The sequence below is a fragment of the Bradyrhizobium sp. Y36 genome, assembly GCF_002531575.1.
In the GTDB taxonomy this organism is placed as follows: Bacteria; Pseudomonadota; Alphaproteobacteria; order Rhizobiales; family Xanthobacteraceae; genus Bradyrhizobium.
The window spans coordinates 204,408-227,632 of record NZ_NWTI01000005.1 but is presented as its reverse complement, the minus strand read 5'-3'; the positions used below and the strand labels follow the sequence as shown (position 1 = coordinate 227,632).

Genomic DNA, 23,225 nt, shown 5'->3' with positions numbered 1-23,225 from the left:
ATGAACGTCATGGACAACCGCGCGACCTCCGCGATGCTCTATCTCGACGGCGTGCACGTCTCGTTCGACGGCTTTCACGCCATCAACAATCTGTCGCTGACGCTCGAACCCGGCGAGATGCGCGCTATCATCGGCCCGAACGGCGCCGGCAAGACCACGATGATGGACATCATCACCGGCAAGACCAAGCCCGACGAGGGCACGGTGCTGTTCGACGGCGTCACCGATCTGACGCGGCTCGACGAGACCCGCATTGCCGAGCTCGGCATCGGCCGCAAGTTCCAGAAGCCGACCGTGTTCGAAAGCCAGACCGTGCAGGACAATCTGCTGCTCGCGCTCAATGTCGACCATTCGGTTCGCGGCACGCTGTTCTGGCGCGGCAGCAAGGCCGAGTCCGAGCGCATCGACAAGGTGCTGGAGACGATCCGCCTCACCGAGGCCCGCAACCGCCTTGCCGGCAGCCTCAGCCACGGCCAGAAGCAATGGCTCGAGATCGGCATGCTGCTGGCGCAGGACCCGAAACTGCTGCTGGTCGACGAGCCCGTCGCCGGCATGACCGACGTCGAGACGCATCTGACGGCCGAGCTGCTGAAGGAGATCAACAAGACCCACACCGTCATGGTGGTCGAGCACGACATGACGTTCGTGCGCGAGCTCGGCGTCAAGGTCACCTGCCTGCACGAAGGCACGGTGCTCGCGGAAGGAACCATCGACCAGGTCTCGTCCAACGAGCGGGTCATCGAAGTCTATCTGGGACGCTGAGCCATGCTTGAGGTCAAGGACATCAACCTGTTCTACGGCGCGGCGCAGGCGCTGCGCGGTGTCTCCATCGCCGCAGAGCCCGGCAAGGTGACGTGCGTGCTCGGCCGCAACGGCGTCGGCAAGACCTCGCTCTTGCGCGCCATGGTCGGGCAATATCCGATCTCCTCGGGCGCGATCGTGCTCGACGGCAGCGACATCACCGGCCTGAAGCCCTATGAGCGGGCGCGTAAGGGCATCGGCTTCGTGCCGCAGGGGCGCGAGATCTTTCCGCTGCTGACGGTCGAGGAGAATCTCAAGACCGGCTTCGGTCCGCTGAAGCGCGAGGACAGGCACATTCCGGACGACGTGTTCTCGCTGTTTCCGGTGCTGCAATCCATGCTCGGCCGGCGCGGCGGCGATCTCTCCGGCGGCCAGCAGCAGCAGCTCGCGATCGGCCGCGCGCTGGTGATGCGGCCGAAGCTGCTGCTGCTCGATGAGCCGACCGAGGGTATCCAGCCCTCGATCATCAAGGACATCGGCCGCGCCATCTCCTATCTGCGCAACCTCGGCAACATCGCCATCGTGCTGGTCGAACAATATCTCGACTTTGCCTGCGAACTCGGCGACAGTTTCGCGGTGATGGATCGCGGCGCGGTGAAGTTCACCTGCGACCGCGCCAATCTCGATCCGGCCGAGATCAGTCGCCAGATGGCGCTGTAGGCCATTGCCGCGATCGGCTGGGGGCGCGGATGCGCAGCGACGTTTCAGTCACGTCAGGAGTGTTCGAGGCAAACCGTGCCCGTGGCGCGGTACGCTTCGACGTGCACGCACGTGACGGGGTGACGCGGCGCGGCACTTTGCATGAATCCGGCTCCTTGCGCGTGCGCTTTCCCTCGCCGGAAGGCAAGGGGCTGTCCGGCGTGTTCGTCAATACGGCCGGTGGGGTCGCCGGTGGCGACAGATTCGATGTCGACATCACGGCAGGCCAGGGCGCGCGCCTGACGCTGACGACCGCCGCCGCCGAAAAGGTTTATCGGGCGCCCGGGGCGGCGGCGCAACTCAGCATTTCCTTGAAGGTCGATGCGGGCGCGCATCTCGGCTGGCTGCCGCAGGAAACGATCCTGTTCGATCGCGCCCGGGTCCATCGCCGCTTCGACATCGAGCTCGATGAGGCGGCCTCGCTCCTGCTTTGCGAGATCGTCGTGTTTGGCCGCACGGCCATGGGCGAGCGGATGGAGCAGGGCGAGTTCGTGGACCGCTGGCGGATGCGCCGCGGCGGCAAGCTGGTGTTCGCCGAGACGGTCAGGCTCGACGGCAATATCGGCGCCAAGCTCGCGCGGTCGGCCGTGGCCAAGGCGGGCGCTGCGATCGGCACGGCCCTGATCGCCCCGGGTGACGAGGCGCTGGTCGAGCGGATCCGTGAAGCTTCGGAGTCCTTCGCCGGTGAGGTCGGAATCTCGGCATGGAATGGCTTTGCAATGGCGCGGTTCTGTGCCCAAGATGCGGCGCGTTTGCGCGCCGACATGATAGCCGTGCTGGCGCGCACCGGCGCGGCCCTGCCGCGGCTTTGGTTGAACTGACAACGGTTGAACGGACAACGGCTGAACTGACTGGCTGAATTGACGTGTTGAACGGAAGAGATGCTTCATGAACCTGTCACCCCGCGAAAAGGACAAGCTTCTGATCTCGATGGCGGCGATCGTGGCGCGCCGCAGGCTGGACCGCGGCGTCAAGCTCAACCATCCCGAGGCGATCGCGATCATCTCCGATTTCATCCTCGAAGGCGCGCGCGACGGCCGTACCGTTGCCGAGCTGATGCAATCCGGCGCGCAGGTCCTGACCCGCGACCAGGTGATGCCGGGTATCCCCGAGATGATCCATGACATCCAGGTCGAGGCGACGTTTCCGGACGGCACCAAGCTCGTCACCGTGCACGAGCCGATCAGGTAGGAGCGAGACATGATTCCCGGCGAACTCTTCATCCAGGACGGCGAGATCGAGCTCAATGCCGGCCGCAAGACCGTGACGCTGACGGTGGCCAACACCGGCGACCGTCCGATCCAGGTCGGCTCGCACTACCATTTCTTCGAGGCCAACCCCGCGCTGAAGTTCGACCGCAAGAAGTCCCGCGGCATGCGCCTCGACATCGCCGCCGGTACCGCCGTCCGCTTCGAGCCCGGCCAGACCCGCGACATCCAGCTCGTCGCACTCGCCGGCAAGAAGACCATCTACGGTTTTCGCGGCGACGTGATGGGGAAGCTGTGAGGCATGCGGCCGCCCGTCCGGTTCATTTCTGAAGCTGCCGAAGTGGCCGCTCGCCAGCATAAGCATATGATGCGTAAGGGGCGAGACAGCGAGCCCTACGCAAATCATCTTGCCGAAGTCGCCAACTTCCTTGCTATCGCAACGAACGGTGCGGATGCCGAGCTCGTTGCAGCCGGCTGGCTGCACGATACGCTCGAAGACACTGAGACGACTATTGAAGAGCTCTCAGCAAGGTTCTCTGATCGTGTGGCTTCGCTCGTCATCGAATGCACAGATGACATGAGCTTACCAAAGGCCGAGCGGCGGAGGCGACAGGTTGTCGATGCGCCAGAGAAGTCGGCCGACGCCAAGCTAATCAAAATTGCCGACAAGATCAGCAATATCGGGGCTCGTATTCGTTCCAACCCGACCGCTGAGCAGCGTGCGGATCTGATCGAGTACACCGATTGGGCGGTGCAGGTCGTCACGGGCTGCCGCGGCGGTAATGCCTACCTCGACGAAATGTTCGACGACGTGGTGGAACGAGCGAAGCGCTCGCTGTGAGCATCATCAAAACATTCAAACGCAAACGGGGCTTGTGATGTCCGTCAAAATAAAGCGTTCCGTCTATGCCGACATGTTCGGCCCCACCACCGGCGACAGGGTGCGGCTGGCCGACACCGACCTCATCATCGAGGTCGAGAAGGATTTCACCGTCTACGGCGAAGAAGTGAAGTTCGGCGGCGGCAAGGTGATTCGCGACGGCATGGGGCAGTCGCAGGTGACGAACAAGCAGGGCGCGGCCGACACCGTCATCACCAATGCGCTGATCGTCGACCATTGGGGCATCGTGAAAGCCGACGTCGCCATCAAGGACGGCATGATTTCGGCGATCGGCAAAGCCGGCAATCCCGACATCCAGCCGGGCGTCACCATCATCATCGGCCCCGGCACCGACGTGATCGCGGGCGAGGGCAAGATCCTCACCGCCGGCGGTTTCGACAGCCACATCCATTTCATCTGCCCGCAGCAGATCGAGCACGCGCTGATGAGCGGCGTTACTTCGATGCTGGGCGGCGGCACCGGCCCTTCGCACGGCACCTTCGCCACCACCTGCACGCCGGGGCCGTGGCACATGGGGCGGATGATCCAGTCGTTCGACGCCTTCCCCGTCAATCTCGGCATTTCCGGCAAGGGCAACGCCTCGCGGCCCGCAGCCCTGGTCGAGATGATCAAGGGCGGCGCCTGCGCGCTGAAGCTGCACGAGGATTGGGGCACCACGCCGGCGGCGATCGACAACTGCCTGTCGGTGGCCGATGCCCACGACATCCAGGTGATGATCCACACCGATACGCTGAACGAGTCCGGCTTCGTCGAGGACACCATCAAGGCCTTCAAGGGCCGCACCATCCATGCCTTCCACACCGAGGGCGCCGGCGGCGGTCACGCCCCCGATATCATCAAGGTCGCAGGCCTGAAGAACGTGTTGCCGTCCTCGACCAATCCGACGCGGCCTTTCACGCGCAACACCATCGACGAGCATCTGGACATGCTGATGGTGTGCCACCACCTCGACCCCTCGATCGCGGAAGACCTGGCCTTCGCCGAAAGCCGCATCCGGAAAGAGACCATCGCGGCCGAGGACATCCTGCACGATCTCGGCGCGCTCTCGATGATGTCCTCGGACTCGCAGGCGATGGGCCGGCTCGGCGAAGTCATCATCCGGACCTGGCAGACCGCCGACAAGATGAAGAAGCAGCGCGGGTCGTTGCCGCAGGACAAGGGCAAGGACAACGACAACTTTCGCGTGAAGCGCTACATCGCTAAATACACCATCAATCCCGCGATCGCGCATGGCGTGTCGAAGCTGATCGGCTCGGTGGAGAAGGGCAAGATGGCCGATCTCGTGCTGTGGTCGCCGGCCTTCTTCGGCGTCAAGCCGGACTGCATCGTCAAGGGCGGCACGATCGTCGCCGCACCCATGGGCGATCCCAACGCCTCGATCCCGACGCCGCAGCCGGTGCATTACCAGCCGATGTTCGGCGCCTTCGGCAAGGCGCGCACGGCGTCCTCCGTGGTGTTCACCTCGAAGGCGGCCATCACCGGCGGTCTTGCGCGAAAACTCGGCATCGAGAAGAAGCTCTATGCGGTCCAGAACACCCGCGGCAAGATCTCGAAGAAGAGCATGATCCACAACGACGCGACGCCCAATATCGAGGTCGATCCGGAGACCTACGAGGTGCGCGCGGACGGTGAGCTGCTGACCTGCGCCCCGGCGGAGGTGCTGCCCATGGCGCAGCGATATTTCATGTACTGAAATAGCGCCTCGACGCATGTCCCCGGCGGGCGTCGGGGACGGCTTTTTGCGGTTTTGCGTTCGGTCCCGCGTAGTCTAATGTCCCGCCCGGTATTGAAGCCAGAGAAGAAAAGCCGGGAGGATTTCTCGTGATCTATGTCGTTGCCACCCTGACCATCAAGCCCGAAACGCGCGCCGAATTCATCGCAGCCGCCACCGCCTGCATCAAGGAGACGCGCAAGGAGCCCGGCAATATCGCCTATGACCTGCATGAGAGCGTGACGGACCCCGCCAAGATGGTGTTCGTCGAGCAGTGGGAGAACGCCGAGGCGCTGGTGCCGCACCGTGCCATGGAGCATATGAAGACGTTCGGCCGCGTCGCCGTGAAGTGCTTCACGGCGCCGCCGAAGATCGAGGTGATCACGCCCGAGAAGGTCGAGACACGGTAACGGGGTAGAAGCATGATCCGGGCGACGCAGGTTAAGGGACAGCACCGTTTCACGGAAACGCCGGCGGATACGGTCGTGCTCGATTTTGACGATCGGCACCGCCGCCGCATGGCGATGACGGGAACGCGGGGGCTCGAATTCCTGCTCGACCTGGAGAATGCCGTCGCGCTGCGCGGCGGCGATGCGCTGGTGCTGGAGGACGGTCGGCTGGTCGAGGTGGTCGCGGCGCCCGAGCCGCTGCTCGAAATCCGCGGCCGCGATCCTCACCACCTGATCCGCGTCGGTTGGCATCTCGGCAACCGCCATCTGCCGACCCAGATCATGGCCAAGGCGTTGCGCATTCGCCGCGACCACGTCATCGAGGCCATGGTGAAGGGCCTCGGCGCGCGCGTGATCGAGATCGAGGCGCCGTTCGATCCCGAGGGCGGTGCCTATGCCGATGCCGCCCATGCGCATGGTCACGACGACCATGCCCATCACGACCATGCGCATCATCATGATCACGATCACCATGGCCACGATCACCATGATCATGGTCACCACGACCACGATCATCACCACCATGACCATGCCGCGCATGACCATGGCCACGATCATCACCACGACGAGCATTGCGACCATCCCGACCACCACCACGGCCACGCGCATGCTCATGACCACAAATGAGCTGGTCGCCGCCGGCGGTCTCGACAAGGGCGAGGCTGCGGCGCTGTACCGGCTGATGACCTGGCTGTCGCCGGCATTCCCGGTCGGCGGCTTCTCTTATTCCAGCGGCATCGAATGGGCGGTCGAGGCGGGCGACATCGTCGATACGGCAACCCTGGCCGACTGGCTCGACGCGATGCTCGGCGACGGCTCCGGCTTCTGCGATGCGACGTTCCTGGTCCACGCCTATCGCGCCGCGGAAGCAGACGAGAAGACCGCTCTGAACGAGATCGCCGAGCTCGCTGCCGCGTTCGTGCCGTCGCGTGAGCGGCAGCTGGAAACGAGCTCGCAGGGCCGCGCCTTCATCGACATCGCCCGCGCCGCGTGGGACGCCGACGGATTGGATGTCATGGTTTCGGCATGCCGCGGGCCACTGGTCTATCCCGTCGCGGTCGGTGTGGTCGCGGCTATGCACGGCGTGCCGCTGGCGCCGACGCTGCACGCCTTCCTGCATGCGCTGGTCTCGAACTGGATTTCCGCGGCAAGCCGCCTCATTCCGCTCGGCCAGACCGATAGCCAGCGCGTGCTGGTGAGGCTGGAAGCCGCCGTGGCTTCCACCGCGAATCGTGCGCTGAATGCGACATTGGACGATCTCGGCAGCGCGACCTTCCGCGCCGATCTCGCCAGCCTGCGGCACGAGACGCAATATACGAGGCTGTTCCGCTCGTGAGAGCGAAGCAGCCTTTCACCCATCGAGAGAGAGCGAATTACATGTCGAAATCCCACGGCCCCTTGCGTGTCGGCGTCGGCGGCCCGGTCGGATCGGGCAAGACCGCGCTGATGGACCTGCTCTGCAAGACCATGCGCGACCGCTATGACATCGCCGCGATCACCAATGACATCTACACCAAATGGGATGCGGAATTCCTGGTGCGGTCGGGCTCGCTGACGCCGGACCGCATTGCCGGCGTCGAGACCGGCGGCTGTCCGCACACCGCCATCCGCGAGGACGCTTCGATGAACCTCGCCGCGGTCGCGGACATGCGCGCCAAGTTTCCCGGGCTCGACCTCGTGCTGATCGAGTCCGGCGGCGACAATCTCGCTGCCACTTTTTCCCCGGAGCTGGCCGACCTCACCATCTATGTGATCGACGTGGCCGCCGGCGACAAGATCCCGTCCAAGGGCGGCCCCGGCATCACCCGATCCGATCTTCTGGTCATCAACAAGATCGACCTCGCTCCCCATGTCGGCGCCTCCCTGGAGAAGATGGACACGGACGCCCGGCGCATGCGCGGCGAGCGTCCCTTTGTCATGACCAACCTGAAGAAGAGCGAAGGGCTCGACCGCATTGTGGGCTTCATCGAGGCCAAAGGCGGCTTGAAACGGGCGGGTTGACGGCGCGACGAACTGGCGCACGCGTTTTTCGCCGTTAACCTTGGGGTCCAGCCGCGATTACGGAACAAATTTCGGACACGGCGATTGAATACCTCCGGTGCCCGGGCAAATCGTCCCGGCCAGACCATCGGCCGGGCGGATTAAGCTTTTCAGGCGACCCAAGTTGCGTACTGATGCCTCCTCCTCCATTATCTCTGCCACTGGGGTCCACCCTGTTTCGGCACATGGCCGTTCGAGCGGCGTTCATATGCTCCCTGTTTATTGCCGACCTCCTGCCTTCGCCTGAGTAGTCGCGTGGTCCGGCTGGGTTTCATCATCGGTTTCATCGCTCTGCTCGGGGCCTTGCTCTCCGGGCTCGCGGCCTATCGCGTTCACGACCAGGAGCTGGCGCTGGACCGGATCGCGCTCGCCCGCGCGATCGACGTTCACGCCAGCCTGGTCCAGGATCGGCTCACCGAGCGCGAACTGCTCGCCCGTGTCGCATCAGGCCTGTTCCGGGCGCCATCCGTGATCAAGCCGAACATGCTGGAGCCGCTGCGCTCGGCCATCTACGCATTCAAGACGGATTTCGTGGTAGCCGGCTGGATCGCCCGGCTGAAGCCGAACGAGCTGACCGCGGCGCAGGCTGCCATCGGGGGTGCCGGCTTCCCGAACCCGAAGATCCGCAGCTTTGACGACAAGCCGATCAATCCGGCGGAGATCACCGAGCCGATCGACGTGCTGTTGGATCTCGAGCCGCGCAGCGACGAGACCAAGGCGCTGCCGGGCCGGAGTTACGACCAGGACCCGGTTCGCAGCGCCATGCTGACGCGGGCCCGGGTCGAGAAGAGATCGGTCGCCTCAGACCCGATTCCGCTGTTGCGCGGGAACGGGCCCATCGGTGTCATCGTGGCCGCGCCCGTCATTCCCGAGGGGGCAACCGAGCCGGCCGGGTTCGTGACGTTTTCCTACGAGCTCGCTTCGCTGATGCTGACCAATGACGACATGTCGTTGTTCTCGGTCGCGCTCAGGGATCCACGCAAGGAAGGCGGCGAACTGATCGCCAACGACCAGGGCGTGGTCTCGACGCGCAGGGTGGCGGCCGACGGGCCGGCGCCGTCGGCGACGCGCACGGTGAGCTTCGGTGCGCGAGATTGGCAGCTCGGCTACTACGCCAAGACCAACTCGGTGCGCCGTGCGGAGCAGACCGCGATCATCGTGGCGGCGATCGGCTTTGCGATCACCGCGATGGTGTGCGGCCTGTTCGGCTATGTCGCCTACAACAATCTGCGGCTCAGCCGGGAGATTCAGGTCAGGATCGGCTTCGAGCGCCGGCTCACCGCGGTCATCGACGAGCTCAACCATCGGGTCAAGAACATCCTGGCGGTGATCCAGTCCATTGTGACGCGCACCTTGCGCCACGGCTCGGACATCGACGTCGCCCGCGAGCTGCTGATCGGGCGCATCCACGCCATGTCCAACGTGGTCTCGCTGCTCAGCGAGAGCCAGTGGCAGGGTGTCAAGCTGAAAGGCCTGTTCGAGGCGCGTGCCATCCCGCATGCCGACCGCATCGCCGTCACCGGGCCCGATATCGCGGTCAGCGCACGCGCGGCGCAGAGCCTCTCGCTCTTGTTCTTCGAACTCGCCTCGCATTCCGACGAGGGCCTGTCGCTGGTCGGAAAGCATCCGCACATCACCGCCAGCTGGACGGTGACGGGCGAGGAGCCCGACGAGGTCTTCCAGTTCCGCTGGGAGGAGTTCAACACCAGCGAGGCGACCCGACGTCCCGATTCCGATTTCGGCCTGATCCTGCTCGACCGTGTCGCGCCTGAGGCGTTAGGGGGCACCGCCAAGCGTTATTTCACCGACGTCTCCTACGTCTATGAACTGACTGCGCCGATGGAGACGGTGGTCGACATGACCGAACGCGATCGCACGGACAAGATCTCGGCTCCGGTGCGGCCTGCGCGATAGCTATCCCTTCGGCCGCAACACCAGGTCGACCAGATTCCGGGCGTAGCCGGGCGTGATCGGGGCGATGCCGAAGACGTAGCGATAGAACAGGCCGCCGTAGATCGCGTCGTAGAGATCCTCGGCCGGCCCTTCGGCCAGGATGCTGCCGTCGACCTGGCCCGCCGCAATCATCTTCACCAGCGCGTCGCGACGGAATTGCAGATAGCGGGCATAGAACAGCTCGGCAGAGCCGGTTTTGGAAATGCATTCGGAGATAACGGCGAGCTGGACCTTGCCGAACTCGCCCTGCAGCGCATCGGCGTAGGCTGTGGCGTGACGGCGAGCGCGCGCCGCGGGGCTGCCGGAGCTCTCCGGGGGCAGCGGCAACATCTGCGCGGCATGCTGCAGAAAGGCGTCGATCAACAGCGCCTCGCGCGACGGCCACCATTTGTAGATCGTCATCTTGGAGACGCCGGAATGGCGGGCGACCGCGTCGATGGTGGTGGCGGCAAGGCCCGTGGCGGCCATCAGCACATAGGCGCTTTCGAGAATGGCGTTGCTGGTCTCGACCGATCGCGGCCGGCCGCGCCGGGGGGCACTCTCGGCCCCGTCACCCCCGCCCTTCGCCGTCACCACGCCCGGTCTCCTCGCGCAACCCGCTTCCGCTCCGGGATAGCGTAGCCTCGGCGGCCGGCCTAGGGAATTCGATCGTCCGCTAGGCCTGCTGCCGCAAGGCCGCCGGCAGGTCCTGCCATTTCGACCAGGCGATATAGTAGGCCACCGCAGTCATTGCGGCGAAGCCGACGAGGCTCACCACGATCTGCATCGCGACCAGATTGGCGCTGGTGATCAGGATGAGATGGCCGGCGAAGGACAGGAACACGCCGACGCAGAACACGGCGAGCCATTCCTCGCCGCATTTGATGACGGCCTGAAGCGGCTTCAGCCGCAGGCCGGGGTGATCGGCCGGGATGAGATGGGTCGCCAGCAGAGCGAGCGCGAGGAAGTGGACCACGCGATAGGGGGCGAGGTTTTCCTTGTCGGTCGGCGCGATGCTGCCGAGCAGAAAATCCGGCAGGTAGGCGGACAATGCGGGCGAATGGCGCAACAAGGTGACGGCCATCGCGAAGATGAGATAGCTCCCGGCGAGTATGCGCAGCCAGTTCATCTCGCGCAGCACGCGTCCCGATGCGCCTGTCACGGCGAACCAGCCGCCGAGCACCATCAGCATCTGCCAGCACAGCGGATTGAAGGTCCATTCCTGGTCCGGATAGACCCGGAAATTCCAGTCGAACCAGCGCGCGGCAAGATAGAGCGCAACCGATGCCGCCAGCGTCACGTTCGGCCGCCGCAACAGCCCCCACAGCGCGAATGGGAAGAAGGCCATCAGCGGGATCATCAATTGCAGAAGATCGAGGTTCAGCGGCTCCTCCTGGAGCACGAGACCGCGGACCAGGATGCGCAGCGGATGCTCGAGAATCCCGGAAATATTGTACTCGTGGATGATTTCCGGCGCCATCGACTGCGAGGCGACGTAGGCGATGGTGTCGATATAGATCACGAACAGCACGACATAGGCGGCATAGAGCCGCCAGACGCGACGGAAGATGCGCGTGGCGGCGACGAGATAGCCGCGCTCCAGCGCAATCCGGCCATGGATGATCGCGACGCCATACCCCACCACGAACACGAACAGGTCGGCGGCGCCGCTGAAGCCGAAATTGCGCAAGGTCAGCAGGTTGACGATGTTGTTGGGGATGTGGTCGACGAAAACCGACCAATTGGCGATGCCGAGCGTCAAATAGAGCCGGGCGTCATGGTGGAATGCGGCAAGATTCGCCTGGACGGATGGTTTCATTACGAAAATGACTTTTGGAATCAGGGGCGACGCTTTTAGCGGCAACCGCCTGCCCATCCGAGTAGCGTTTGCGTGAGTGGCGGCCGGATGCTCAAAATTGCGCAGAAGCGGCCAATGATTACCATCCAGCGCCCGCTGCCGTCATGCCACGCAATTTTCTTGACGCGCCCCCGTCCTCACTCGGCCGGTTCGGCTGATGCGTCCTCGGGCACGCCGGCGCGGCTCGCCATGATGCCGAGGGCGACGCCGCCGATCGCCAGGATCGGCAACAGCCGCTTGACCCCGATGGCGCGAACGATCTGGAGCCCGGTGGCGAGCAGCATGGGGTCCGCGAGCATGCTCGGGGCCGCCGACTTCGCCGCACGCTCGGCCGCGATCTGGGCTTGCTTGCGCAACTCCCGCTTGTAGGCCCAGTAGCTCACCGCTGCGGTCAGGGTCAGGAGAAAGAACACAGCGGCGCCGGCGAGGCAGGCCTGTACCGGACCGTACGTGTTGAGCACGGAGATGAATGCCGCCGCGCAAAGGAAGCTCGTGGTGATAAACAGGGCGAACGCCGCGCCCGCTGCCAGGGAGGTCAGGCGCACAGTCGTGCCGGTGGATGCACTGATCCCGTCGATGATGCGCTGAAACATGGCCTTGCTCCTCAGATCCCCACAAGCCGTATCGTGACCAGCCGGCATCGGCGGCGCAGCAGCGCCGCCGCGTCAATCTCAATTCGCGCGTCCTAACGGCGCCAGGCGGCACCGATCAGGAATCCGATCCCGAGCGCGAGGCCGACGGTCGCGAGCGGCCGCTGCGTGATCGCGTCTTCGAGCGTCTCCTCGATCGATCCGTAAGCCTCTTGGGCCGCATCCATCATCGCGCTGCCCCGCTCCGACACGTCGTCGATCGCGGTATCCATGTTCTCGCGCGCCTGGCGGTAGCCGCGGCGGGCCTGCTTGCTGGTCGAGTTGGCAAAAGTGTTGATCGCGTCGGTGATCTGGTCGGTGAGGGCGGCGATATCGCTTTTCACGGCTGCTACATCCTTCTCGAGGCGTTCTCTGGTGGCTTTGTCAGTCCAGTCCTTCATCCCGGCTTCGGCACTGGTCGTGGACATCGGGAGCTCCGAACTGTGGACGGCTGAGATAACCGGAAAACGTTTCGTCACCGGGGAAGTTCCGTTTGCGGAAACCGGTCAGCCCTGCGGAAGCTGCGGCGAATCCGCCGGCAGCAAATGCTCCTTGAGAATGAGAGCCACGATCAGGAGCGGCGACGACAGAAACGCGCCCATCGGGCCCCACATCCAGGTCCAGAACGCCAGCGCGAGCAGGACCGCGAGTGCATTCAACGCCAGCCGCCTGCCGATGATGGTCGGGGTGATGAAGTGTCCTTCCAGAAAGGTGAGGCCGCCGAAAGCGAGTGCCGCCATCAGGCCGCCGCTGATGGTCGGAAAGGCCACCAGGCCGACCACGACGAGCACCACGAACATCGCGACGGGCCCGATGATCGGAATGAAGTTGAGCGTCGCTGCGAGGGCGCCGAGCCCGGCCGGATTGGGCATGCCGGTGAGCGCGCAGATCAGACCGGTGCCGACACCAACGCCGATATTGATGAGCGTCACAGTCAGGAGATAGTTGCCGAGATGCACCTCGATCTCGTTGAGAATCCGGAGCGTGCGAAGCCGCGCATCATGATCGCTGAAGGTCATGATCATGGCGCGCCGCAGGTCACGCCAGCTGGCGATGAACAGGATGAGGGTGACGAAGAACAGCAGGAATTCGGTAAAGGTCGGTGACAGGAATTCCAAGGTCGGCTGCACCCACTCGACCTTGGGCATCTGGAAGTTCGGCAACCCTTCCGAACCGCCGAGCATGGATTGCAGCTCCCGCCACAGCGAAAGCGGCCGGTCCAAGACGTGCAGCTTGTCCTTCAATTGCGCGCCGAGTTCCGGCAGGCGCGTGCTCCATTCCATCACCGGCGCGGCGATCAGCGCGACGACGAAGGCGACCACCGCGGTCACCGCGATCACGATCAGGCTGGCGGCGAGGCTGCGAGGGACCTTCCGCCGCTCGAAGAAGCTCGCGGCGGGCGCCAGCATGGTGCCGGTGACGAAAGCCATCACCACCGGCAGGAAGAACGCCTTGCCGACATAGAGCACGGTGGCGATGGCGATCAGCAAGAGGCCGGCCAGGGCGAAGGCGACGAATTCAGTCCGGCGGATCACCGGCGGCAGCTCGGCATGGCTGTCGGGAAGCGGGTCGCCGTCGTTGCGGCCGGGCATCGGACGATCACTGGGAAGGACGCGCACAATTTCTCTCCCGCACGGAAGCCTCGCGCCGCGCCCGTTGACCACGGATATAATGCGCGAGCCGCCTGTCGGTTCCATCGCGGCTTCGTGAACAACTGCTCGCTTGACTGTGACCAGGTTGCCGCGCGCTGCGCCGGAACTTGGGTCGCCCTTGCGGCGTTCACTGGGCAGCGCATCACCCTGATGCACGCATCTCACGGGGCAGCACATGACAAAGTTCTCTGCAGTCCGTCGCAGCTTCTCGCCGCGCGCCGTCACCGCATTCGCTTTTGCGACCGCTCTGCTCGCAGTGCCGTTCGGCGGTGCCAGCGCGCAGACCTTCGGCTACGCGCCGATGCAGCCGCAGGGCTATCCGCAGGTCCAGTCGTATTCGCAGGACCAGTCGTATTCGCAAGGCACGGTCAACGAAGCGCCGCAGGCGGCCGATGAGGACGCGCAGCTGCCCGATCGTCTGCGCAAGCAGATCGTCGGCTTCGATCGCAGCGAGCCGGCCGGCACCATCGTGATCGACACCAACAACACCTATCTCTATTACGTGCTCGGCAACGGCCGCGCCATTCGCTACGGCGTCGGCGTCGGTCGCGAAGGCTTCACCTGGTCCGGCGTGCAGAGCGTCAGCCGCAAGGCGGAATGGCCGGACTGGCATCCGCCGGCAGAAATGATCGCGCGCCAGCCCTATCTGCCGCGCTTCGTCGCCGGCGGCCCGGGCAACCCGCTCGGCGCACGTGCGATGTATCTCGGCTCCAGCGAATACCGCATCCACGGCACCAATGATCCCTCCACGATCGGAAAGTTCGTCTCTTCGGGATGCATCCGCATGACCAATGAGGACGTCACCGACCTGTTCGGCCGCGTCAATGTCGGTGCCAAGGTCGTGGTGCTGCCGAAGAATGCGCCGCTGATGGCCAAGGGCGGCGACCCCGCGCGCAAGCGTCCGGTCGTGACGACGCTGCCCTCGGGCCGGCAGGCGCTGAATATCTCGGCGCCGTCGGCCGTGAACTAGAGTTCTGTGAGGTCACATGAGGAAACGCTCGATCGGTAAACTGGCATTGGGTACGGCGGCAATGCTCGGCGTGACCGTCTCCGGTCTGGCGCTGGCACCGTCGGCGCATGCGGAGGATTTCTTCTCGGCGCTGTTCGGCGGTTTCCGGATGCGGCCGCCGCCGGAGATCCGGGTGCCGTTCCCCAATGACGACATGCCGCGATACGACGCGCCGCGCCAGCGGGCCTCCTATGGCGGCGGCACCGCCTATTGCGTGCGCGGCTGCGATGGCCGCTACTTCCCGGCGCAAGGCAATGATGCGGAAAGCAAGGCGCAATCCTGCAAGAGCTTCTGCCCGACCTCGGAGACCTCGCTGGTCTATGGCGGCAACATCGACGACGCCACCTCGGACAAGGGAAAATCCTATTCCGAATTGCCCAACGCGTATCGCTATCGTAATGAGATTGTCGCGGGGTGCACCTGCAACGGCAAGGATCCGGTCGGGCTTGCTCAGGTCAAGGTCGAGGACGATCCCACCCTGCGCAGGGGTGACATCGTCGCCAGCGCCGACGGCCTCGTCGTCGCCAACCGCAATGCCAACGACCGCCGCGGTGTCGCGATGAATTTCTCGCCGCTGCCGGACTCGGTGCGCGCCAAATTCCGCCAGGTGCCGGTGGTGGCGAAGGAGTAGGGCGGAGAGCTTTCGTCCCTCATCCGCTGTCGTCCCGGGGAAGCCAAGACGGCATCTCGTGTGAGGAGATGCTCTTGCCTCAATCTCGCCGTCCCGGACAAGCGCGCCAAAGCGCGCGTAGATCCGGGACCCATCACCACAGGCTGGTATTTGGCGAAGACTCGAAGTGACCGGCTCGCGCCAAACCACTCCCTGTGGTTATGGATCCCCGCGTTCGCGGGGATGACATGGGAGATTGCGGCGCGATTTGGCACCTAACCGCAGCCTTACGCCGCGCGGATCTTGCCCAGGAAGTCGCTGACCTGATGGCCGAGCTGGCGGCTCTGGGTTTCCAGCGTCTCGGACGCCTGCTTGACGTTCTCCGCAGCACCTGCGGCGGTGTCGGCGTCGGCCTTTACGCCGGTGATGTTGTCCGAGACGTTCTTGGTACCCTGGGCCGCATATTGCGTGCTGCGGGTGATCTCCTGGGTCGCCGCGCCCTGTTCCTGCACGGCGGCGGCAATCGCGGTGGCGACCTCGTTGACCTCGCCGATGATGCCGCCGATCGCCTGGATGGCGTTGATGGCATCGCCGGCGACTTTCTGGATGTCGGCGATCTGCTCGGAGATCTCCTCGGTCGCCTTGGCGGTCTGGCTCGCCAATGACTTCACCTCGGAGGCGACGACGGCAAAGCCGCGTCCGGCCTCGCCGGCGCGTGCGGCCTCGATCGTGGCGTTCAAGGCCAACAGGTTGGTCTGTGCCGCGATGGTGTTGATCAGCCCGACGACTTCGCCGATGCGTCCCGCCGACTGCGCAAGCCCCTGCACGGTGCCGTCGGTCTCGCGCGCCTGATTGACGGCGCGGCTGGCGATGCCTGCGGCGTGGGCAGCCTGCTGGCTGATGTCGTTGATCGAGGCCGAGAGCTCCTCGGCGGCAGCCGCGACGCTGTCGACGCTCGTCGAAGCCTCGTGCGACGCCCTGCCGGCGATCTCGACACGTTCATTGGTCTGGCGCGACACGGCGGACAGATCGCCCGAGGTCTTGCGCATTTCGCCGGAGGCCTCGCTCAGCTCGCCGAGCGACTTGCGCACCACGCCTTCGAACTCGCCGACATAGGCTTCCATCGCGCGCTGGCGCGCGGCCGCGCCGGCATTGCGCTGGCGCTCCTGCTCTTCGATCTTGAGCTTGTCGATGGCCTGCTGCTTGAAGGTTTCGAGCGCGCCGGCGAGCGAGCCGATCTCGTCGTGACGGTTGAGATAACCGCTGTCGACGGCAAGGTCGCCGCCGGCAACCTTGAGCATGGCGTCGCGAATCCGGTGCAGCGGCGTGATCACGCGGCGGCTGACCGCCAGCATGGCGGCGCCGGTCAGGACGATCGCGGCGATGAGCAAAGCGGTATTGACGATCAACGATTGCACGGCGGCCGCCCGCTGCGCGGCGGAGTGGTCCTTGGCGGCCTGCAGGGCGGCGTCGGCCAGCCTCACCGCGGTCATCATGCGGGGCACCGAGTAGGGGCTCCACTGGTTGGCGGTCATCGAAGGCTTCTCGCCCTTGGCGACCGTCGTGATGACGCCGTCGCGCGTGGCGGCGTATTGCGGATCGAAATAGGTCGACTTGGTCTCGGTCATCGCCGCCGCCAGTGCCGGCGGCAATTGCATGCCGGAGGCGGCCAGTTCGATCGAGGTCCAGGCGGCGTCGGTGCCGCCGACGAATTTGGTATAGGCGAGCTGCACCTCGGGCGCGATCTTGCCGGCGTTGATGGCGTTGCCGACGATCTGCGAGGACTCACCGGCGGTGTTGCGAAGCAGCCAGGCCATCTGCTTGATGGTCAGGAGCTGGTCGATGGTCGCGTCCTGGTGGTTGACGCTGGCGGCGAGCCCGCCCGAGAGCTTTTCGAGCTGCGCCATCAGCGCGTCTTCGGTCGCGACATATTCCTTGGCGAGGCCTGCGCGGCGATCGGCCCTGGGCTTGACGACCTCGGTCCAGAACTCGGCCTGTGCGGCCAGCAGCGTCTTGTTCAGCGTGCCAAGTTCAGCGATGAACGCCTCGCGCTGGGCGATATCGGTCGTGGGCAGGATCTCGAGCGTATTGGCCAGCGCCGGCATCAAGGCGCCGCGAATCTCGCGGATGTACTTCTCGATGTCCTTGTCCATCGCGACGTCGGAGGTGAGCTGGCGATTGCTGGTCGAGCGGTCGGCCCGGATGTTGGCCATTGCCTTGAACACTTCAGTGGAGGCGGCTAAAACCGCGACGATCCGGTTGGCCTGCTGAAGCCTGCCCCATGAACTCCATGCGTTGATCGAGAAGCCGATGACGACGACGAGTGCGGTGGAGAGGATCACCGCCTTCAGCAGCGTGGATACGGTCAGGCGGTTGAGCATCGGAGACCCCAAGATTACGCAGTTCGAGTTCGTGGCCCTGAACGGCAGCCCACGAACTTCGAAAGACCAGGGGATGCACGCAGCAGACACGCCCGCCTGTGGCGCGCGCGTGAGACGCATTTGGCCCGAAAAGAGTAAAGACTTAGGCAGTGTTCCCGCCGTAAAATTACGGGGGATTGCGCAGTCGTGGCAGAGTCAACGCCGATGCCTCAATCGCTGCTGTCGTCCCGGACAAGCGCGCCGCAAGCGCGCGCAGATCCGGGATCCATGGCCACAGGGAGATGTTTGGCGAAGGCTCGGAGTTACCAGTTCGCCTCGCACCACTCCCTGTGGTTATGGATCCCCGCGTTCGCGGGGATGACACCGGAGGTGGAGAGGCGGCTTCCGACCTAACCTGCCTCCTTACGCTGCGCGGATCTTGCCGAGGAAGTCGCTGACCTCGTGGCCGAGTTGGCGGCTCTGGGTTTCCAGCATTTCGGAAGCCTGCCTCACATTCTCGGCTGCTGCTGCGGCGGCATCCGCGTCGGCTTTGACGCCGGTAATATTGTCCGACACGTTCTTGGTGCCCTGAGCCGCATATTGGGTGCTGCGGGTGATCTCCTGGGTCGCCGCGCCCTGCTCCTGCACGGCGGCGGCAATTGCGGTGGCCACCTCGTTCACTTCGCCGATGATGCCGCCGATGGTCTGGATTGCGTTGATGGCATCGCCGGCGACCTTCTGGATGTCGGCGATCTGCTCGGAGATCTCCTCGGTCGCCTTCGCCGTCTGGCTTGCCAGCGATTTCACCTCGGAGGCGACCACGGCAAAGCCGCGGCCGGCTTCGCCGGCGCGCGCGGCCTCGATGGTGGCGTTGAGCGCGAGCAGGTTGGTCTGTGCCGCGATGGTATTGATAAGGCCGACGACCTCGCCGATGCGGCCCGCCGACTTCGCCAGCCCCTGCACGGTGCCGTCGGTCTCGCGCGCCTGGTTGACGGCGCGGCCCGCGATGCCCGCGGCATGGGCCGCCTGCTGGCTGATGTCGTTGATCGAGGCCGAGAGCTCCTCGGCGGCTGCGGCCACGCTGTCGACGCTCATCGAGGCGTCGTTGGACGCCTTCCCGGCGACCTGCACGCGGTCGTTGGTCTGGCGCGACACGGCGGAGAGCTCACCGGAGGTCTTGCGCATCTCGCCGGAGGCCTCGCCCAATTCGCCCAGCGTCTTGCGCACGACGCCCTCGAACTCGCCGACATAGGCTTCGACGGCGCGCTGGCGCGCGACCGCGCCGGCATTGCGCTCGCGCTCCTGCTGTTCGATCCTGAGCTTGTCGGAGGCCTGCTGCTTGAAGGTTTCCAGCGCGCCGGCAAGCGCGCCGATCTCATCCTGGCGATCGAGATAGCCGCTGTCGACGGCAAGGTCGCCGCCCGCGACCTTGAGCATGGCGTCGCGGATCGTGTTGAGAGGGCGGATCACGCGGCGGCTGACCAGCATGATCGCGCCCGAGGCAAGTCCGACGGCAAGCGCAAGCAGCACGAGCTGCACGATCAGCGCGCGCAATGCGGCGCCGCGCTGCTCCAGCGTATGGTTCTTGGCGGCGTCGAGTGCCGTCTCGGCGACGGTAACCGCGCTCGACAGGCGGCCCACCGTCACGGGGGTCCACTGGTTCGCGGTCATCTCGGCCTTTTCGCCATTGGCGAGCGCGCCCACCAGGCGATCGCGCAGGGCCAGATATTGCGGATCGAAATAGGCGGTCTTGGCCGCGGCCATGGCCGACGACAGCGCCTGCGGCAGCTGCATGCCCGAAGTCGACAATTCCAGCGCCTTCCATGTCGCGGCCGTCCCGCCGACGAATTGGGTGTAGGCGAGGCGGGCCTCCGGCGCGATGCGGCCGGCGTTGAGCCCGGTCGAAACGACCAGCGAGGCTTCACCGCCGGTGTTGCGGAGCAGCCAGGCATTCTGCTTGATCGACAGCAACTGGTCGATCGTGGCGTCCTGGTGGTTGACGGTGGCGGCGAGGGCGTTCGAAAGCTTGTCGAGCGTGTCGAGCAGGCCCTGCGTCGTCTCCATATAGGCCTTCGGCAGGCCGGCGCGACGCTGGTCCTTCGGTTTGGCGACGTCCTCCCAGAACTGCTTCTGCTGTTCGCTCGCCGATTTGTAGAGGCGCGCGAACTCGGGCACCAGCGTGGCGGATTGCGGAAAGTCCATCGCCGGCAGCAGCTCCAGCGCGTGCGCCATCGCCGGCATCTCGGCGTCGCGGATCGCGCGCAGATATTTCTCGATCTCGGCGTCCATCGGCTCGGTCGAGTTGAGGAGCCGGTTGGTGGTCGAACGATCGGTGCGCAGATTGTGCATCGCCTTGAACAGGTCCGCGGACGCATCCGTAATCTGGGAGATGCGGGTGGCGGTCCTCAACCGATCCCAGGACTCGTAGGCGGTGAGCGAGAGTGCGATCACCACGCAGGCCGACGTGATCGCGATCACGGCCTTCAGCAGCACGGATACGGTCAGGCGGTTGAGCATCGAAGTCCCCCAAGTCCCATGTCCAAAGTCAGAAGACGCCCGGCAACATCGAGACATTGGGCGCGGCAGGCCGGCAATCGCATGCCATTCGGGGGGCAGGACCCGCATGGTTTCTGCATCTGAGAGCAAAAGGGTAAAGTTTTAAGCCGCCCGGCTGCCTGTAGAAATACGGAATTACTAGAAGTTGCAATGGGTTGCCTGAATGGAACCAGGGCGGGTGACGGGCGTTAGAGCAGGGATCGCAATTTGCCTGAAGGGGTCTCCAGATGCTGGTGGGCGTGCTCGTTACTTTTCTCGTCGTTATTCTCGTCCTCTATCTCATCAACATGCTGCCGATGGACGGACGCGCCAAGCAGATCGCGCGCGTGATCGTCATCATCATCGGCATCGTGTCGTTGTTGAAATATCTCGCCGTGTTCTAGGCTGTACCTCAGTCAGGATGAGCCAAACGAAAAGCCCCGGCTTGCGCCGGGGCTTTTGATATTGCCGTGACCTCAGCTCAGCCGAGCGCCTTGGCCTCGCGGCGGCGGGCGGTGAGGATGTATTCGGTGTAGCCGTTCGGCTGCTCGCGGCCCTTGAAGATGAGGTCGCAGGCGGCCTTGAAGGCAACGCCGTCGAAGGCGGGCGCCATCGGCTTGTAGATGGCATCGCCGGCATTCTGCTTGTCGACCACGACCGCCATGCGCTTCAGCGATTCCATCACCTGCGCTTCGGTGATGACGCCCTGATGCAGCCAGTTGGCGAGATGCTGGCTGGAGATGCGCAAGGTGGCGCGGTCTTCCATCAGGCCGACGTCGTGGATGTCGGGCACCTTCGAACAGCCGACGCCCTGGTCGATCCAGCGCACGACGTAGCCAAGGATGCCCTGGCAGTTGTTGTCGATCTCCTGCTTGACGTCATCAGGGGCCCAGTTCGACTTCGACACCGGAATGGTGAGGATGTCCGAGAGCTTTGCGCGCGGTCCGCCCTTGGTCAGCTCCTGCTGGCGCGCGGTCACGTTGACCTGATGGTAGTGCAGCGCGTGCAGCGTTGCCGCGGTCGGCGAGGGCACCCAGGCCGTGGTGGCGCCGGCCTGCGGATGAACAAGCTTCTGCTGGAGCATGTCCGCCATCTTGTCGGGCGCGGCCCACATGCCCTTGCCGATCTGGGCGTGGCCGGGCAGGCCGCAGGTCAGGCCCATGTCGACGTTCCAGTCCTCATAGGCCTTGATCCAGGCCTGCGCCTTCATCTCGTTCTTGCGGATCATCGGGCCCGCTTCCATCGAGGTGTGGATCTCGTCGCCGGTGCGGTCGAGGAAGCCGGTGTTGATGAACATGATGCGCTTGGAGGCGCGCTGGATGCAGGCCTTGAGGTTGACGGTGGTGCGCCGCTCCTCGTCCATGATGCCGACCTTGAGCGTGTTCTCCGCCAGGCCCAGCATTTTCTCGACGCGGTCGAAGATCTCGCAGGTCAGCGACACCTCATCCGGGCCGTGCATCTTCGGCTTGACGATATAGGCCGATCCGGTGCGGCTGTTCTTGACCTTGGAGTTGCCCTTGAGGTCGTGGATCGCGAGCAGGCCGGAGACGGCGGCGTCGAGCAGGCCCTCGGGGACCTCTTCGCCCTTCTCGTCCAGCACGGCGTCGGTGAACATGTGGTGACCGCAGTTGCGCATCAGCAGCAGGCTGCGGCCGTGCAGCCTGAGCTCGCCCTTGCCGTCGGGAGTCTTATAGCTGCGGTCGGCATTGAGCGAGCGCGTCAGCGTCTTGCCGCCCTTCTCGAAGTCGGCCGACAGCGTGCCGTTCATCAGGCCGAGCGTGTTGCGGTAGACCAGCACCTTGTCCTCGGCATCGACCGCGGCGACCGAGTCCTCCATGTCGAGGATGGTGGAGACCGCGGACTCCATGATCATGTCGGCGACGCCGGCCGGATCGTCCTTGCCGATCGCGCTGCTGCGGTCGATCTTCACCTCGACATGCAGACCGTTGTTGACGAGCAGCACCGCGGACGGCGCGGCCGCATCGCCCTGGAAGCCGGCGAACTGCGCGGCGTCCTTCAGCGCGGTGGCGTTGCCGCTCTTCAGCTTCACCGCGAGCTGGCCGGCGACGACGCTATAGGCGGTGACGTCGGTGTGGCTGCCGGTCGCGAGTGGCGCGGCGGCGTCGAGGAACGCCTTGGCCTTGGCGATCACCTTGTCGCCGCGTGCCTTGTTGTAGCCCTTGCCGCCCTCGGACGGATCATGCGGGATCGCATCGGTGCCGTAGAAGGCGTCATAGAGCGAACCCCAGCGCGCATTCGCAGCGTTCAGCGCATAGCGCGCATTGGTGAGGGGCACGACGAGCTGCGGACCGCAGATCTTGCCGATTTCCTCGTCCACATTGGCGGTCTCGACCTTCTGCGTCGCCGGCTCTGGGATGAGATAGCCGATCTCCTTCAGGAAGGCGGTATAGGCGTTGAGGTCGAACGCCTTGCCCTTGTTGGCACGGTGCCAGTCGTCGATCTTGGCCTGAAGCGTGTCGCGCTCCGCCAGCAGCGCGCGGTTCTTCGGCCCGAGGTCCTTGATGATGGCAGCAACCCCGGCCCAGAACGCATCCGGCGCGATCCCCGTTTTCGGGGCCGCTTCCTTGGCGATGAAGTCAAACAGGACAGGGGCGATCTTCAATCCGTGGGCGTCGACGCGTTTCATGATGGTCTTTCTTGTTGGAAATGGCTGTTTTTGGCTGCTTTTGACCCGACAGCAGCAAAATGCGCCCATGGAGGGCGACTTTCGGAGGCCTATTAGCCCCAAAACCGGGGCGGTGAGAAGACCCCCAAAGGTTTGTCAAAATGTCAAGGAAAGGGGATGTCCCAGCATACAGCCGTCATTCCCC

The 23,225-nt window shown here is 64.8% G+C and carries 23 protein-coding genes; 15 read left to right on the top strand and 8 right to left on the bottom strand.

Translation table 11 applies throughout. The annotated features are described in order from the left end of the window. From urtD to CO669_RS11750, 12 genes are all read left to right on the top strand, one after another. Window positions 1-762 carry an urea ABC transporter ATP-binding protein UrtD gene (urtD, locus tag CO669_RS11805; RefSeq protein ID WP_097659970.1) on the top strand — a complete coding sequence of 254 codons (762 nt, stop codon included), beginning with the start codon at window positions 1-3 and terminating at the stop codon, window positions 760-762. 3 nt (window positions 763-765) lie between these two features. Continuing rightward, window positions 766-1,461 carry an urea ABC transporter ATP-binding subunit UrtE gene (urtE, locus tag CO669_RS11800; RefSeq protein ID WP_097659969.1) on the top strand — a complete coding sequence of 232 codons (696 nt, stop codon included), beginning with the start codon at window positions 766-768 and terminating at the stop codon, window positions 1,459-1,461. Between the two features lie 29 nt (window positions 1,462-1,490). Then, window positions 1,491-2,321, top strand: a complete 831-nt coding sequence (locus CO669_RS11795) for an urease accessory protein UreD (protein WP_097659968.1) — start codon at window positions 1,491-1,493, stop codon at window positions 2,319-2,321. A 67-nt stretch (window positions 2,322-2,388) separates the two neighbouring features. Continuing rightward, complete coding sequence (locus CO669_RS11790; protein WP_007605424.1) at window positions 2,389-2,691, top strand: urease subunit gamma; 303 nt, start codon at window positions 2,389-2,391, stop codon at window positions 2,689-2,691. A gap of 9 nt (window positions 2,692-2,700) precedes the next feature. Next, window positions 2,701-3,006, top strand: coding sequence for an urease subunit beta (locus CO669_RS11785; protein WP_097659967.1), 306 nt, complete (start codon window positions 2,701-2,703; stop codon window positions 3,004-3,006). Window positions 3,007-3,009: 3 nt separating this feature from the next. Further along, window positions 3,010-3,549: an HD domain-containing protein gene (locus tag CO669_RS11780; RefSeq protein ID WP_097659966.1), complete on the top strand. Its 540-nt coding sequence runs from the start codon at window positions 3,010-3,012 to the stop codon at window positions 3,547-3,549. 37 nt (window positions 3,550-3,586) lie between these two features. Further along, window positions 3,587-5,302 carry an urease subunit alpha gene (gene ureC / locus CO669_RS11775; RefSeq protein WP_097659965.1) on the top strand — a complete coding sequence of 572 codons (1,716 nt, stop codon included), beginning with the start codon at window positions 3,587-3,589 and terminating at the stop codon, window positions 5,300-5,302. Between the two features lie 128 nt (window positions 5,303-5,430). Then, the gene (locus CO669_RS11770; RefSeq protein ID WP_007599815.1) at window positions 5,431-5,730 is read left to right on the top strand and encodes a putative quinol monooxygenase; all 300 of its coding nucleotides are present in this window, start codon (window positions 5,431-5,433) and stop codon (window positions 5,728-5,730) included. 12 nt (window positions 5,731-5,742) lie between these two features. Then, on the top strand, window positions 5,743-6,396 hold the full coding sequence (locus CO669_RS11765; RefSeq protein WP_097659964.1) for an urease accessory protein UreE: 654 nt from the start codon (window positions 5,743-5,745) through the stop codon (window positions 6,394-6,396). After that, on the top strand, window positions 6,377-7,105 hold the full coding sequence (locus tag CO669_RS11760) for an urease accessory protein UreF (protein WP_097659963.1): 729 nt from the start codon (window positions 6,377-6,379) through the stop codon (window positions 7,103-7,105). Before CO669_RS11765 ends, CO669_RS11760 begins: the two co-directional genes overlap by 20 nt. 41 nt (window positions 7,106-7,146) lie before the next feature. Continuing rightward, a complete protein-coding gene (ureG, locus tag CO669_RS11755) occupies window positions 7,147-7,770 on the top strand; it encodes an urease accessory protein UreG (protein WP_097659962.1) in 624 nt (207 codons plus the stop codon). Window positions 7,771-8,064: 294 nt separating this feature from the next. Beyond that, window positions 8,065-9,723: a CHASE domain-containing protein gene (locus CO669_RS11750; protein ID WP_097659961.1), complete on the top strand. Its 1,659-nt coding sequence runs from the start codon at window positions 8,065-8,067 to the stop codon at window positions 9,721-9,723. On the opposite strand, the gene CO669_RS11745 is transcribed toward CO669_RS11750, so the two are convergent. The 5 genes from CO669_RS11745 to CO669_RS11725 all read right to left on the bottom strand — a co-directional run bounded on the left by CO669_RS11745 (window position 9,724) and on the right by CO669_RS11725 (window position 13,847). Then, window positions 9,724-10,338 carry a TetR/AcrR family transcriptional regulator gene (locus CO669_RS11745; protein ID WP_097659960.1) on the bottom strand — a complete coding sequence of 205 codons (615 nt, stop codon included), beginning with the start codon at window positions 10,336-10,338 and terminating at the stop codon, window positions 9,724-9,726. Window positions 10,339-10,417: 79 nt separating this feature from the next. Further along, the gene (locus CO669_RS11740; protein ID WP_097659959.1) at window positions 10,418-11,560 is read right to left on the bottom strand and encodes an OpgC domain-containing protein; all 1,143 of its coding nucleotides are present in this window, start codon (window positions 11,558-11,560) and stop codon (window positions 10,418-10,420) included. Between the two features lie 176 nt (window positions 11,561-11,736). Then, window positions 11,737-12,192: a hypothetical protein gene (locus CO669_RS11735; protein ID WP_097659958.1), complete on the bottom strand. Its 456-nt coding sequence runs from the start codon at window positions 12,190-12,192 to the stop codon at window positions 11,737-11,739. Between the two features lie 92 nt (window positions 12,193-12,284). Beyond that, window positions 12,285-12,656, bottom strand: a complete 372-nt coding sequence (locus CO669_RS11730; protein WP_097659957.1) for an ElaB/YgaM/YqjD family protein — start codon at window positions 12,654-12,656, stop codon at window positions 12,285-12,287. A 78-nt stretch (window positions 12,657-12,734) separates the two neighbouring features. After that, window positions 12,735-13,847 carry an AI-2E family transporter gene (locus tag CO669_RS11725; RefSeq protein ID WP_198963965.1) on the bottom strand — a complete coding sequence of 371 codons (1,113 nt, stop codon included), beginning with the start codon at window positions 13,845-13,847 and terminating at the stop codon, window positions 12,735-12,737. A 208-nt stretch (window positions 13,848-14,055) separates the two neighbouring features. On the opposite strand from CO669_RS11725, the gene CO669_RS11720 reads away from it, so the two are divergent. Then, window positions 14,056-14,850: a L,D-transpeptidase gene (locus CO669_RS11720; RefSeq protein ID WP_097659955.1), complete on the top strand. Its 795-nt coding sequence runs from the start codon at window positions 14,056-14,058 to the stop codon at window positions 14,848-14,850. A 16-nt stretch (window positions 14,851-14,866) separates the two neighbouring features. Continuing rightward, entirely contained in the window at window positions 14,867-15,520 is a 654-nt protein-coding gene (locus tag CO669_RS11715) for a DUF2865 domain-containing protein (protein WP_097659954.1), read from the top strand. 266 nt (window positions 15,521-15,786) lie between these two features. Here the strand turns inward: CO669_RS11715 and CO669_RS11710 are convergent, their stop codons facing one another. Then, on the bottom strand, window positions 15,787-17,880 hold the full coding sequence (locus CO669_RS11710) for a methyl-accepting chemotaxis protein (RefSeq protein WP_097659953.1): 2,094 nt from the start codon (window positions 17,878-17,880) through the stop codon (window positions 15,787-15,789). Window positions 17,881-18,282: 402 nt separating this feature from the next. After that, the gene (locus CO669_RS11705) at window positions 18,283-20,376 is read right to left on the bottom strand and encodes a methyl-accepting chemotaxis protein (protein ID WP_097659952.1); all 2,094 of its coding nucleotides are present in this window, start codon (window positions 20,374-20,376) and stop codon (window positions 18,283-18,285) included. Between the two features lie 266 nt (window positions 20,377-20,642). On the opposite strand from CO669_RS11705, the gene CO669_RS11700 reads away from it, so the two are divergent. Then, window positions 20,643-20,798 (top strand): Thivi_2564 family membrane protein, encoded by a 156-nt coding sequence (locus CO669_RS11700; protein WP_008546817.1) that lies wholly within the window; start codon window positions 20,643-20,645, stop codon window positions 20,796-20,798. Window positions 20,799-20,875: 77 nt separating this feature from the next. On the opposite strand, the gene CO669_RS11695 is transcribed toward CO669_RS11700, so the two are convergent. After that, window positions 20,876-23,041 carry a malate synthase G gene (locus CO669_RS11695; protein ID WP_097659951.1) on the bottom strand — a complete coding sequence of 722 codons (2,166 nt, stop codon included), beginning with the start codon at window positions 23,039-23,041 and terminating at the stop codon, window positions 20,876-20,878. Window positions 23,042-23,225: the final 184 nt, after the last annotated feature.

What these genes read in the sequence shown, in the direction of transcription:
- CO669_RS11760 (WP_097659963.1), top strand. Translation starts at nt 6,377, where the DNA reads ATGCTCATGACCACAAATGAGCTGGTCGCCGCCGGCGGTCTCGACAAG.
- CO669_RS11720 (WP_097659955.1), top strand. Translation starts at nt 14,056, where the DNA reads ATGACAAAGTTCTCTGCAGTCCGTCGCAGCTTCTCGCCGCGCGCCGTC.
- ureG (WP_097659962.1), top strand. Translation starts at nt 7,147, where the DNA reads ATGTCGAAATCCCACGGCCCCTTGCGTGTCGGCGTCGGCGGCCCGGTC.
- CO669_RS11705 (WP_097659952.1), bottom strand. Translation starts at nt 20,376, where the DNA reads ATGCTCAACCGCCTGACCGTATCCGTGCTGCTGAAGGCCGTGATCGCG.
- CO669_RS11730 (WP_097659957.1), bottom strand. Translation starts at nt 12,656, where the DNA reads ATGTCCACGACCAGTGCCGAAGCCGGGATGAAGGACTGGACTGACAAA.
- CO669_RS11695 (WP_097659951.1), bottom strand. Translation starts at nt 23,041, where the DNA reads ATGAAACGCGTCGACGCCCACGGATTGAAGATCGCCCCTGTCCTGTTT.
- CO669_RS11785 (WP_097659967.1), top strand. Translation starts at nt 2,701, where the DNA reads ATGATTCCCGGCGAACTCTTCATCCAGGACGGCGAGATCGAGCTCAAT.
- CO669_RS11700 (WP_008546817.1), top strand. Translation starts at nt 20,643, where the DNA reads ATGCTGGTGGGCGTGCTCGTTACTTTTCTCGTCGTTATTCTCGTCCTC.
- CO669_RS11735 (WP_097659958.1), bottom strand. Translation starts at nt 12,192, where the DNA reads ATGTTTCAGCGCATCATCGACGGGATCAGTGCATCCACCGGCACGACT.
- urtE (WP_097659969.1), top strand. Translation starts at nt 766, where the DNA reads ATGCTTGAGGTCAAGGACATCAACCTGTTCTACGGCGCGGCGCAGGCG.
- CO669_RS11710 (WP_097659953.1), bottom strand. Translation starts at nt 17,880, where the DNA reads ATGCTCAACCGCCTGACCGTATCCACGCTGCTGAAGGCGGTGATCCTC.
- CO669_RS11780 (WP_097659966.1), top strand. Translation starts at nt 3,010, where the DNA reads ATGCGGCCGCCCGTCCGGTTCATTTCTGAAGCTGCCGAAGTGGCCGCT.
- CO669_RS11765 (WP_097659964.1), top strand. Translation starts at nt 5,743, where the DNA reads ATGATCCGGGCGACGCAGGTTAAGGGACAGCACCGTTTCACGGAAACG.
- CO669_RS11795 (WP_097659968.1), top strand. Translation starts at nt 1,491, where the DNA reads ATGCGCAGCGACGTTTCAGTCACGTCAGGAGTGTTCGAGGCAAACCGT.
- CO669_RS11790 (WP_007605424.1), top strand. Translation starts at nt 2,389, where the DNA reads ATGAACCTGTCACCCCGCGAAAAGGACAAGCTTCTGATCTCGATGGCG.
- CO669_RS11715 (WP_097659954.1), top strand. Translation starts at nt 14,867, where the DNA reads ATGAGGAAACGCTCGATCGGTAAACTGGCATTGGGTACGGCGGCAATG.
- urtD (WP_097659970.1), top strand. Translation starts at nt 1, where the DNA reads ATGAACGTCATGGACAACCGCGCGACCTCCGCGATGCTCTATCTCGAC.
- ureC (WP_097659965.1), top strand. Translation starts at nt 3,587, where the DNA reads ATGTCCGTCAAAATAAAGCGTTCCGTCTATGCCGACATGTTCGGCCCC.
- CO669_RS11740 (WP_097659959.1), bottom strand. Translation starts at nt 11,560, where the DNA reads ATGAAACCATCCGTCCAGGCGAATCTTGCCGCATTCCACCATGACGCC.